The following is an 11,057-nucleotide window of genomic DNA, read 5'->3' as shown; positions in this document are numbered from 1 at the left end:
AACTATAATGGAGAGTGGAAACATCTAGCACTCAAACAGCCTGATTGAGAGATAAGCGCATAATTAGAGAAGGATTTAGTTTATCTAATAAGAATTTAGATAGGTTTTTAACTAACTGAAGTATATGGGTTTATGCGCATTTAGCTGTTTGCTATATTGCTTAACAAGAAAGTAACAATAACAAGTGTCTATGTTTGACCAACTTACAGTAAATGGCTCGATACAGATTGACTTTGTAGCTGGGGAAATCCACCACCTAGAGTCCGGTCGCGTCTATAGAATTGGTACCAACGAGAGTGAATTGCTCAAGTATCTCTGTTTGCACCCCCATCAGACTTTGACTCGTCAGCAGTTGATAGAGAAGGTGTGGCGTTCCAAGGGCATAGTCGTTGAAGATGGTAGCTTGATGCAAACCATATCATTATGCCGAAAGGCTCTTGAAGACAATGATGGGCGTATTATTGTCACTGAAAGAGGACAGGGATACCGCTTTACAGGCGATACACAAACTTCTACTGAGATTACCAAGAAACCAATTGAATTAGGCAAAGGCTCTCAAACCCTTTCATTAAATTTCATCCTAGGTTTAGTTACGATATTCGCTGTTTCTTCAGTGTCCGCATACTTCGTTTTTTCCGGTAAACAACAACCTTTGCAATCCACTATTGAAACCAGTGCGTTCTCTCTTTGCACTTTGAGTACTGATGAGCTTGCCTATACAACACTGTCAAACGTTACCAGTTATCGACTTGGAGATAAGCAGATAATCATCGACGAGCAAGGTCGTTCAGTTACCTTCCCTGTAGGAAGCGAGGAGGTTATCTGTGAATAAGAAACTAGTGTTGTGCGCATTGACCGCAGCAATTGGCGTAGGTGCAGGTTATTTTGCTACAAACTACTCGAATTCGCACTTAAGTGGCGCGTACTATGGAAAGACAGCCTCCGTTAATCAATCCAAGCTTGGGCTCATAGTGAATCAACCGAACGTTAAGGTTGAGTTCAAAAGCAATCAAGAATACGACTTGCTTTATCTAACGAGTAAACTTGTTGGCTTTAGCTCAGGCGGTGAATACCTAGTAACTGGAAACTCAATATCGCTACAAGAAAATAGACACGACAAAATAGTGCCGGATCGTGCTCTAGAGTTTTATGAGAAGGTAATGATTAGTGGCGGTGCGATACTTTCAAACGATTCAATGGATTATTTGACCATTGGTGATAACGAGTTCTTGCTCATCTCAGAATACGGAATGCTCCATTTCTGTAAAGGTAACCCGTGTGAAGAGCTAGAGGCGTATTCGAAGTTCAGTGATTGATTTACTGATGTTTAGATAATAAAAAAGCACCCATCAGGGTGCTTTTTCGTACGAATTGGTGGAGCTGGCGGGAGTTGAACCCGCGTCCGAAAACCATTCATCATTGGTACTACATGTTTAGTCGATCTTTAAATTCACCAAGTACCTGCGAACCGACACGCTAGTAAATGACTATCCTGAATTAAACTTCGCCGTTCATCTCTCAGGCGGGAGAATCCGGGCTAGCTTTTTTGGGTTTGATCTCTTGTTGGTCCCCGTCTTAAAAGCGGAAGCTAGGGCAAGAGAGCTCTCAGCAGGTTATTAAGCTGCTAGTGCGTAGTTTTCGTCGTTTGCGACTATTTTTTTGCGGCTTTTTACGTGGCCAACCGCCCCACGACATGCACCTCAGACTTCAGAATTCCCGTCGAATCCTAGATCAGCCCCGAGTGTCCTTGCATAGTACCAGAAAAGCTTGGCCTGTCTAGCGCTATGCGAATTGGATGCTTATTATTAGCGCAACTTGCTCTTCATGATACGAGCTTTGTCGCGAGCCCAATCTTTTTCTTTAAGATCGGTTCGTTTGTCATGTAGCTTTTTACCTTTAGCTACACCAATTTTAATTTTAACCCATGAACGAGACCAGTACAGGGATAGGGCGGTAAGGGTCATACCATCCCTATGAATACTACCAAATAGGTTGTCTAGTTCTTTGCGAGAAAGAAGTAGTTTTCGAATTCGGGTAGGGTTGGCTACTATATGAGTAGAGGCTTGGTTAAGAGGGATGATGCTCATACCACTGATAAAAGCTTCACCATCTTTCAAATAAACGTAACTTTCTGCGATGTTCGCTTTGCCCTGGCGAAGTGATTTCACTTCCCAGCCTTGTAGCTCAAGTCCCGCTTCAATTTCGTCTTCGATGAAGTATTCGTGACGAGCCTTTTTATTTAGCGCAATAGTGTTACTAGTCGCTTTAGTTTTTGATTTTTTCTTTGCCATAATGGCGTCATTATACGGATTGCCTTATTATAGGGAAATTATTTTTGTTCTCGCTGGAACAAAATTTAGGCAAATTAGTGGTTTAGCTTTTGAGGAGATGAAATGCCGATCGTTACCCGTTCAGCCTTGGTGTCGTTTAGTGCTGAGCAGATGTTTAATTTGGTCAACGATGTTTCACGTTATCCTGAATTTTTACCTGGATGCTCAGGCAGTAAGGTGCATCAAGCTGACGATACCAGTATGACCGCTTCCGTGGATGTATCCAAAGCGGGAATCAGCAAGACATTTACTACAGAGAACAAGCTTGTATCTGGTAGTGTTATCGAGATGAATCTGGTGGATGGTCCCTTTAAACACCTACGTGGTGGCTGGTTCTTTACACCGCTGGATGAGCAAGCCTGTAAGGTAGAGCTAAAACTAGAATTTGAGTTCTCTAGCAAGATGATCGAGATGGCCTTCGGCAAGGTGTTCAACGAGCTGACTTCCAATATGGTGAATGCCTTCACCAGCAGAGCAAAACAGGTTTACCCTTGCTATGAGTATTGATTCAGAGATGATTCACGTAGAGGTGGTATATGCGCTTCCTCAAGAACAGCGCGTGGTGTCGCTGGTAGTGAACCGTGAATTAACGGTTGAGGAAATCATTGCTCAATCTGGCTTGTTGGCCTTGTATCCTGAGATTGATTTAAAGGTGAACAAGGTTGGAGTTTATAGCCGTAATGTTAAATTAAATGCTACGGTGAGAGACCAAGACAGAATTGAGATTTACAGACCACTGCTTGCTGACCCGAAAGAGATTCGCCGTAAGCGAGCTGAGCAGGCCGCTCAACAAGTTGCTGAAGCTAAAGCTAAATAGATCAGATAGACATAAAAAAGAGGAGCTTTGCTCCTCTTTTTTGTTATTGAATCGGTTGGTTAAATTGAGGACCCGCCGAGAAATCACCATCAATGCGTTCCAGTCGTTCATCATCACCAAAGAAGACAAATAGGTTCTTCTGAATTGGGTCTTCATGACCTTTGGTGAAATGGTAGATGTAATACCATTTGTTCGGCTTGCCGTTTTCTACCAGCATTGGAGAGCCTAGTACATAACGTACTTGCTCTTTACTCATGCCAACACGCAGTTGATCGACTGCTGACTGCTCAACAAAATTACCTTGGCTAATGTCGATGCGATACACCAATTTTTCGAGAATGGAGCAACCAGAGAGCATGGAAACCGCTAACGGCACCACTAACAACCACTTTTTAAACTGCATGTTAGGTCTTTCAACTTAAAATCTAAAACTCGGCAGATGATAAACAAGCTCAATCGGCTTGTATAGCGAAACACGGTTTGTATCCACAATTTCGCTACATATCTTTTATTTTCTGCATGGACTGTCGCTTTTGACCTGAGTTGAGGCGATGAGTTCCGAGTAAGTCATCGATTTCTCTATAAACAAAAATCCCCGAGGTTTGCGCCTCAGGGATACTTTTATGAGATTCTATTATGCCGCCATTAGTTCTCGAGCATTCGCCAAGGTGCTGTCGGTGATTTCACTGCCACCAAGTAAGCGGGCAAGTTCACTGACTCGCTGGTCACTATCCAGAGCAATCATATTGGTTTCGGTTTGCCCTGATCGAGTTTTCTTAGCCACAAACATCTGTTGATGACCACAACCAGCAACCTGAGGAAGGTGGGTAACACATAAGATTTGTGTGCTTTCACCTAGGGTGCGTAGCATCTTACCGACTACTGCCGCTGTCGGGCCACTGATACCTACGTCTACCTCATCGAAGATAAGGCTAGGGGTTTCTACTTTCTGCGCTGTGATAACTTGAATAGCTAGAGAGATACGAGATAATTCACCACCGGAGGCAACCTTGCCTAAGGATTGAAGTGGTTGACCTGGGTTAGCGGATACCAAAAACTCCACATCATCTGCACCTAATGGAGAGGCAAACTTGCTGTCGAAATTCACCTGAATATCAAAGCATGCTTTCTCCATACTCAGCTGTTGCATGCTATTGGAGATAAGCTTGTTTAGCTCTTTTGCGTAGCGTTTGCGTGACTTATGCAGTTTTTCGGCACTTTTAAGATAAGTCTCTTTAGCCGTTTCTACTTGCTGTTCCAGTTCCTCGATTTTTTCATCGGAGCAATCTAATGCCTCTATTTGAGCTGATAACTCTTGATGATGGGCATACAGGTCTTCTGGAAGAACATGATGTTTCTTGGCTAGGGACATTACCTGCGAGAAACGTTCTTCAACACTTTGCATGTGCAGAGGGTCGATATCGATAGAATCGAAATAGTTACGCAATTCGCTACTGGCTTCTTCTGCTTGAATCAGGGCGTCGTTAAGCATTTGGCTTACGTTGCTCAGTTCTTTATCGAGCTCGCTAAGTTGGGTGGCGCAGTTGATGCTGGCATGTAGCAAGCTAAGTGCATTTGACTGCTCATTTTCACTTAGAAGGTTTAATCCCTCTTGGGTTAAACCTAAGATTTCCCCGCTGTTGGTGATCTTCTTGTGCTCAAGTTCTAGCTCGGTAAACTCCTGTTCACCCAAGGAGAGTTCATCCAGTTCTTTTATCTGATATTCAAGTAATTGCTTTTGTGCCTGATTCTGCTCGCTGTTTTGTAGGGTCTGCTTGAGAGTGTTTTCAGCTTGACGCCATTTTTGATAACGACTTTGCGATTGAGTAATTAGGTTCGCATGTCCGGCATAATCATCGAGCAGTTTGATCTGATACTCTTTTTTAAGCAGTTGATGATGGGCGTGTTGTCCATGGATGCTAACCAGCAGTTGCCCCAGAGATTTTAGTTGGGAAACAGGGACAGGATTGCCGTTGATAAAGCCACGAGAGCGACCGTCCTTGCTGACGATACGGCGAAGAATGCACTCATCACCTTCGGCGAGTTCATTGTCCTCTAACCAACGCTTGGCACTTAAGTTGTTCTCGATAATAAAGCTAGCAACGATGTCTACCTTATCTTCACCTTGACGCACCATACCAGCGTCAGAGCGGCAACCTAAGCAGAGGCTAAGTGCGTCTATAGCGATAGATTTACCAGCGCCAGTCTCACCTGTGATGGTAGTCATTCCAGCGCCAAGTTCGACTTGTAGCGATTTAACGATAGCGAAGTTGTTAACACTTAAATGAGCGAGCATATCCATAACCTGAAAGTACTGTATATGAGAACAGTATATACTGGTTTTCTATACAGTAAAGTTTGCAGGTGATTTTTTTGTTCGGAAAATTGTTGCTCAGATCACAGGGCTAAAAAAGCTTGCTCGACCAGCCCAGTTTTTCTCTAAGTACATGATAGTAGCTGTAGTCTTTTGGATGGATCAGCTGAAGTACGTTAGGGCTTTGATAGATGTGTATCTCATCGCCAGGTTCAACGGGTAGAGAGATTTGACCATCGCAACTCACCTCTTGAGTTCCTCTATTGTCAGGAGCGAGGATAAGTTTGATGCGACGATTTCCGTCTACTACCAGTGGTCTGCTTGATAGCGTATGCGGGAACATAGGTACAAGCGAGATGCTGTTCAGGCTTGGAGATAGGATAGGACCACCGCCAGATAGAGAGTAGGCGGTTGAGCCAGTTGGAGTGGATACGATTAAACCATCGGAGCGCTGAGAAAAGGCGAAGCTGTCATCGATATACACTTCGAATTCTATCATGTGCGCCACTTTGCCTGGGTGAAGTACCGCCTCGTTTAGAGCTGCGTTTTGGCTTTTTATCTGGCCGTGGCGATGGATTTCAGCTTCGAGCAAAAATCTCTGCTCTTTTATGAACTCACCATTAAGCACCTTTTCCAGAGGCGATTTAAAATCATCAGGGTCAAGGTCGGTTAAGAAGCCAAGGTTACCTCGGTTTACACCAATGACAGAGATATCAAAACGGGACAGAACACGAGCTGCACCTAGCATATTGCCATCACCGCCGACAACAATTGCAAGGTCTGCATCTTTACCTATGCGCATAAGGTTAGTAAAAGCGCTAGAGTCTACATTCTCCATTCGGTCACGCAGGCGGTCGTCCACCAAAACCTTGTACTCACGCTCAATCAGCCAGTCGTAGATTTCTTGGTGCGTTTGAATGGCAAGATTGCTACGAGGTCTACCTAAAATCGCTATGGTTGAGAAATGTTTGCTCATTTTAATCCCATTTTTGACTATCTGAACCCAAGCAGGCTTGAATCAGAAACGATGATCCCCATAATAAAGGCAAGTTGATTTGAGATGCTAACGTTTTATGTTGGAAACCCTGACAAAAATGATAGCAGTTTCAGGAATATGCATGTCCTGCCGGAGATATCATGAGCGACAAAGATATTAAAAACGAAGAACAAGAAGTAGAGCAAACAATCGAAGAGCAGGTAGCTGAAGAGGTTGTTGCAGAGCAAGAAGCTGACGTTATTGGTGACGAAGGCGATGTAGAGTGGAACGAAGAGTCTGCTGAAGATATTGAAGAGTCAAAGGTTGCCCAGTTAGAAGCAGCACTGCTTCAAACCGAGACCCGTCTTAAAGAGCAAGCAGATTCTGTATTGCGCGCTAAGGCTGAAGTAGACAATATGCGTCGTCGTACTGAGCAAGAAATGGCGAAAGCTCGCAAGTTTGCGATCAACAAGTTTGCTGAAGAGCTACTTCCAGTAATTGATAACCTAGAGCGTGCTATTCAAGCAGCAGACGCTGAGAACGAAGCGGTTAAGCCTATTATTGAAGGCGTTGAGATGACTCATAAGTCATTCCTTGAGGTTGTTGAGAAGAATGGCCTTAAAGAGATCAACCCTGTAGGCGAAGCATTTAACCCTGAACTGCACAACGCAGTTTCTATGGTTGAGAGCCCAGATCATGAGAGCAACACAGTAACGGTTGTTCTACAAAAAGGTTATGAACTAAACGGTCGTGTAGTTCGCCCTGCTATGGTTATGGTTGCTAAGTAAACCTTTAAACATAGACGTAAAGTTTTTAGAGAGGTCGTGATCGACCTCTCTTTTTTTTGCATAAAACAAAATTGGTGTTATCAACTTATTACAAAATGTATCACCTGATATTAATTTCATATGTTGAGATCAATCTGGAGCATGTGTCTGATTTATTGCAATTAAATAGATAATAATCTGGAAAATTGATCGAAATCATAGCGGGTTAAATTTTGAGTCATGCACTCCATATGTAGAATGTCCTGCGACTACTCAGAAGGGTAGCGATAAATATTATAAAAATGGACAAACACAGCAAAACACATTGGAGTATGTGATGGACAAATCACTATCAAGTAAAATTTTTATCGGCATGTTTGCCGGTTTATTTATTGGCACGGCAATACAATACCTGCTAAACGGCATCTCAATCTTTGACGTTTATCTTTTAGGTTTAGCAGAAGGCGTTGGCGGCATGTTTGTATCTTTGATCAAACTGCTTGTTGTGCCACTGGTATTCGTATCTATCGTATGCGGTATCGTTGAACTTAAAGACATTAAGACCTTCGGTCGTTTGGGCGGTAAGACATTCGTGCTTTATATCCTAAACACCATTGTTGCTATCAGTGTTGCTCTAGCAATCGGTATGGTTTTCCAACCGGGTGCAGGCGCAAATCTAGCGGGTACAGTGACTGAAACTGTTGAGCTAGCAGCAACCACAACACCAGATATCTTCTCTCTAGTTGTTAACATCGTACCGAGCAACCCGTTCCAAGCGTTTGTTAATGGCGACATGCTTCAGATCATCTTCATGGCGATCATCGTAGGTTTGGCTATCCAAGCTCTTGACCACAAAGGCGGCCCAGCTGTTAAAGCATTCAAGGTTGCTAACGACGTAATGATGAAGCTTATCGGCCTTGTAATGAGCCTAGCGCCTTACGGTGTATTCGCTCTTATGATTCAACTGGGTGCAACCCTAGACTCGAACACTATTATGTCTGTTGCGGGTTACGTAGCTCTAGTAGTAGCGGTTCTAGCCTTCTGGATCTTTGTATTCTACCCAACCATGGTTGGTATCATGGCGCGTATCTCGCCAAAGACTTTCTCTCGTGCGGTTCGTGAACAGGTTCTATTCTCGCTATCAACAGCAAGCTCGAACGCAACTATCCCAGTAACTATGCGTACCCTAACTGACAAGCTAGGCGTATCTAAGTCCATCGCTGGTTTCGGTGTACCGCTGGGTGCAACCATGAACATGGCAGGTGCTTCTATCTACATCGCTATCGCTATCGTATTCGTAGCGAACGCGTTTGGTCAGCCAATTGAAGCCTCTCAGCTGATGACTATCGGCTTTATGGTACTGCTTCTGTCTATCGGTGCTGGTGGTGTTCCAGGCGGTGGCGTTGTGATGATCGGTGTGCTTATCCACCAACTAGGTCTTCCACCTGAAGCGCTAGCTATCGTTGCAGCTGTAGACCGTATCATCGATATGTTCTGTACTTCTTCTAACGTAGTGGGTGATACCGCGGTGAACACTATCGTTGCTAAGTCTGAGAACGGCATCGAGGAAGAGGTTGAGCTAGAGACAGCTAAGGCTTAATCCAGTATTCAAGATTGAAAAGGCGAGGTGAAAACCTCGCTTTTTTTCATTTTTTTTTCGCCTTACTCTTGAATCCTCATTTCCCGCCCTTATCTATCAGTCAGAGCAAACAATAACCGAGCCACATGGCTCAATCTGCTTTAACAAATTTGTCAAACTTGGGGTTGAAACCAAGTTAAACACCCCCACTTATTGGGGTATAGAAAACAGATAATTAAATTCTTGGAGATAGCCAGATGGGTAAAATCATTGGTATTGACTTAGGTACTACCAACTCTTGTGTAGCTGTACTAGACGGTGAAAAACCACGTGTAATCGAAAACGCGGAAGGTGAGCGTACTACAGCATCTGTAATTGCATACACAGACGGCGAAACACTAGTAGGTCAGCCTGCTAAGCGTCAGGCAGTAACTAACCCAGAAAACACGCTATTTGCAATCAAGCGTCTAATCGGTCGTCGTTTTGAAGACGACGAAGTTCAGCGTGACATCGAAATCATGCCTTACAAGATCGTTAAGGCTGACAACGGTGATGCTTGGGTTGAAGCGAAAGGCCAACAAATGGCGGCTCCTCAGGTTTCTGCTGAAGTTCTTAAGAAAATGAAGAAAACTGCTGAAGACTTCCTAGGTGAGGAAGTAACAGGTGCAGTTATCACAGTTCCTGCGTACTTCAACGATGCACAGCGTCAAGCGACTAAAGATGCTGGCCGTATCGCAGGTCTAGAAGTTAAGCGTATCATCAACGAACCAACAGCGGCTGCTCTAGCATACGGTCTAGACAAGTCAGGCGGCGACCGCACTATCGCGGTTTATGACCTTGGTGGTGGTACTTTCGATATCTCTATCATCGAAATCGACGAAGTTGAAGGCGAGAAGACTTTTGAAGTTCTAGCAACTAACGGTGACACTCACCTTGGTGGTGAAGACTTCGATAACCGCATGATCAACTACCTAGTTGACGAGTTTAAGAAAGAGCAAGGTATCGATCTTAAGAACGACGCACTAGCGATGCAACGTGTTAAAGAAGCAGCAGAAAAAGCGAAGATTGAGCTTTCTTCTACTCAGCAAACTGACGTAAACCTACCTTACGTAACGGCTGATGCGACTGGTCCTAAGCACATGAACATCAAAGTGACTCGTGCAAAACTTGAGTCTCTAGTTGAAGACCTAGTACAACGTTCTCTTGAGCCACTAAAAGTTGCTCTAGCTGACGCAGACCTATCTGTAGGCGAAATCACTGACGTTATCCTAGTAGGTGGTCAGACTCGTATGCCTATGGTTCAAGCTAAGGTTTCTGAGTTCTTCGGTAAAGAGCCACGTAAAGACGTTAACCCTGATGAAGCAGTAGCTATGGGTGCTGCAGTTCAAGGTGGTGTACTTGCTGGTGACGTTAAAGACGTACTTCTTCTAGACGTAACTCCACTGTCTCTAGGTATCGAGACTATGGGTGGCGTAATGACTAAGCTAGTTGAGAAGAACACTACTATCCCAACTAAAGCGAACCAAGTTTTCTCTACTGCAGAAGACAACCAGAGCGCGGTAACTATCCACGTTCTTCAAGGTGAGCGTAAGCAAGCGATGTACAACAAGTCTCTAGGTCAATTCAACCTAGAAGGTATTCAGCCTGCACCACGCGGTATGCCTCAGATCGAAGTTACTTTCGACCTAGATGCGGACGGTATCCTGCACGTATCTGCGAAAGACAAGAGCACTGGTAAAGAGCAGAAGATCACTATCCAGGCTTCAGGCGGTCTAAGCGATGAAGACATCGAGAAGATGGTACAAGAAGCAGAAGCTAACAAAGAAGCGGACAAGAAGTTCGAAGAGCTAGCAACTGCACGTAACCAAGCTGACCAAATGATCCACGGTACTCGCAAGCAAGTTGAAGAAGCAGGTGATGCACTTCCAGCTGAAGAGAAAGACAAGATCGAAGCGGCTATCAAAGAGCTAGAAGAAGCGAAGAACGGCGACGACAAAGAAGCTATCGACGCTAAAGTTCAGGCTCTAATGACTGCAGCTCAAAAGCTAATGGAGATTGCTCAGCAGCAAGCTCAAGCTCAGCAAGCACAAGGTGCTGACGCTGGTCAACAAGCTAAGCAAGACGACGATGTTGTTGATGCTGAGTTTGAAGAAGTAAAAGACGACAAGAAATAATTCTTCGTCGCTATAGCGGATAACTTCTGCGTCGAAGGTGCTCACTTACGAGAGTAAGCTGCGCGCCTTCTCCTTGAATTTACCTCGCTATAGCTTAGCA

General features: G+C 44.3%; 11 protein-coding genes and 1 other RNA gene. 7 read left to right on the top strand and 5 right to left on the bottom strand.

The genetic code is table 11. The features are described 5' to 3' along the window. Positions 1-190: 190 nt before the first annotated feature. Both Pcarn_RS10710 and Pcarn_RS10705 read left to right on the top strand, forming a co-directional pair. Positions 191-832, top strand: a complete 642-nt coding sequence (locus tag Pcarn_RS10710) for a winged helix-turn-helix domain-containing protein (RefSeq protein ID WP_261833859.1) — start codon at positions 191-193, stop codon at positions 830-832. Beyond that, positions 825-1,316 carry a hypothetical protein gene (locus Pcarn_RS10705; protein ID WP_261833858.1) on the top strand — a complete coding sequence of 164 codons (492 nt, stop codon included), beginning with the start codon at positions 825-827 and terminating at the stop codon, positions 1,314-1,316. Before Pcarn_RS10710 ends, Pcarn_RS10705 begins: the two co-directional genes overlap by 8 nt. Positions 1,317-1,372: 56 nt before the next feature. On the opposite strand, the gene ssrA is transcribed toward Pcarn_RS10705, so the two are convergent. Together ssrA and smpB are read right to left on the bottom strand one after the other, a co-directional pair. Beyond that, positions 1,373-1,739, bottom strand: a transfer-messenger RNA (tmRNA) gene (gene ssrA / locus Pcarn_RS10700). Between the two features lie 66 nt (positions 1,740-1,805). Continuing rightward, positions 1,806-2,291, bottom strand: coding sequence for an SsrA-binding protein SmpB (gene smpB, locus Pcarn_RS10695; RefSeq protein WP_261833857.1), 486 nt, complete (start codon positions 2,289-2,291; stop codon positions 1,806-1,808). Between the two features lie 102 nt (positions 2,292-2,393). On the opposite strand from smpB, the gene Pcarn_RS10690 reads away from it, so the two are divergent. Both Pcarn_RS10690 and Pcarn_RS10685 read left to right on the top strand, forming a co-directional pair. Then, positions 2,394-2,837: an SRPBCC family protein gene (locus tag Pcarn_RS10690; protein WP_261833856.1), complete on the top strand. Its 444-nt coding sequence runs from the start codon at positions 2,394-2,396 to the stop codon at positions 2,835-2,837. Then, complete coding sequence (locus tag Pcarn_RS10685; RefSeq protein ID WP_261833855.1) at positions 2,827-3,147, top strand: RnfH family protein; 321 nt, start codon at positions 2,827-2,829, stop codon at positions 3,145-3,147. The genes Pcarn_RS10690 and Pcarn_RS10685 overlap by 11 nt, the downstream gene beginning before the upstream one ends. Before the next feature lie 43 nt (positions 3,148-3,190). Here Pcarn_RS10685 and Pcarn_RS10680 read toward each other — a convergent pair whose 3' ends face one another. The 3 genes from Pcarn_RS10680 to nadK form a co-directional block, all read right to left on the bottom strand. Next, the gene (locus Pcarn_RS10680) at positions 3,191-3,550 is read right to left on the bottom strand and encodes an outer membrane protein assembly factor BamE (RefSeq protein WP_261833854.1); all 360 of its coding nucleotides are present in this window, start codon (positions 3,548-3,550) and stop codon (positions 3,191-3,193) included. Positions 3,551-3,781: 231 nt separating this feature from the next. After that, positions 3,782-5,443, bottom strand: coding sequence for a DNA repair protein RecN (recN, locus tag Pcarn_RS10675; RefSeq protein ID WP_261833853.1), 1,662 nt, complete (start codon positions 5,441-5,443; stop codon positions 3,782-3,784). A gap of 109 nt (positions 5,444-5,552) precedes the next feature. Then, on the bottom strand, positions 5,553-6,437 hold the full coding sequence (gene nadK / locus Pcarn_RS10670; protein ID WP_261833852.1) for an NAD(+) kinase: 885 nt from the start codon (positions 6,435-6,437) through the stop codon (positions 5,553-5,555). 161 nt (positions 6,438-6,598) lie between these two features. On the opposite strand from nadK, the gene grpE reads away from it, so the two are divergent. The 3 genes from grpE to dnaK all read left to right on the top strand — a co-directional run bounded on the left by grpE (position 6,599) and on the right by dnaK (position 10,957). Next, positions 6,599-7,225, top strand: a complete 627-nt coding sequence (gene grpE / locus Pcarn_RS10665) for a nucleotide exchange factor GrpE (protein WP_261833851.1) — start codon at positions 6,599-6,601, stop codon at positions 7,223-7,225. Between the two features lie 316 nt (positions 7,226-7,541). Then, positions 7,542-8,804: a dicarboxylate/amino acid:cation symporter gene (locus Pcarn_RS10660; protein WP_261833850.1), complete on the top strand. Its 1,263-nt coding sequence runs from the start codon at positions 7,542-7,544 to the stop codon at positions 8,802-8,804. A gap of 236 nt (positions 8,805-9,040) precedes the next feature. Continuing rightward, positions 9,041-10,957: a molecular chaperone DnaK gene (gene dnaK, locus Pcarn_RS10655; protein ID WP_261833849.1), complete on the top strand. Its 1,917-nt coding sequence runs from the start codon at positions 9,041-9,043 to the stop codon at positions 10,955-10,957. Positions 10,958-11,057 lie beyond the last annotated feature (100 nt).

The organism is Vibrio ishigakensis, assembly GCF_024347675.1.
Classification (GTDB): domain Bacteria; phylum Pseudomonadota; class Gammaproteobacteria; order Enterobacterales; family Vibrionaceae; genus Vibrio; species Vibrio ishigakensis.
This window is presented reverse-complemented; position numbering and strand designations above follow the sequence as displayed.

Coding starts and splice junctions, on each gene's coding strand:
- Pcarn_RS10660 (WP_261833850.1), top strand. CDS start 7,542: ATGGACAAATCACTATCAAGTAAAATTTTTATCGGCATGTTTGCCGGT.
- grpE (WP_261833851.1), top strand. CDS start 6,599: ATGAGCGACAAAGATATTAAAAACGAAGAACAAGAAGTAGAGCAAACA.
- dnaK (WP_261833849.1), top strand. CDS start 9,041: ATGGGTAAAATCATTGGTATTGACTTAGGTACTACCAACTCTTGTGTA.
- recN (WP_261833853.1), bottom strand. CDS start 5,443: ATGCTCGCTCATTTAAGTGTTAACAACTTCGCTATCGTTAAATCGCTA.
- Pcarn_RS10690 (WP_261833856.1), top strand. CDS start 2,394: ATGCCGATCGTTACCCGTTCAGCCTTGGTGTCGTTTAGTGCTGAGCAG.
- Pcarn_RS10680 (WP_261833854.1), bottom strand. CDS start 3,550: ATGCAGTTTAAAAAGTGGTTGTTAGTGGTGCCGTTAGCGGTTTCCATG.
- Pcarn_RS10685 (WP_261833855.1), top strand. CDS start 2,827: ATGAGTATTGATTCAGAGATGATTCACGTAGAGGTGGTATATGCGCTT.
- nadK (WP_261833852.1), bottom strand. CDS start 6,437: ATGAGCAAACATTTCTCAACCATAGCGATTTTAGGTAGACCTCGTAGC.
- Pcarn_RS10710 (WP_261833859.1), top strand. CDS start 191: ATGTTTGACCAACTTACAGTAAATGGCTCGATACAGATTGACTTTGTA.
- smpB (WP_261833857.1), bottom strand. CDS start 2,291: ATGGCAAAGAAAAAATCAAAAACTAAAGCGACTAGTAACACTATTGCG.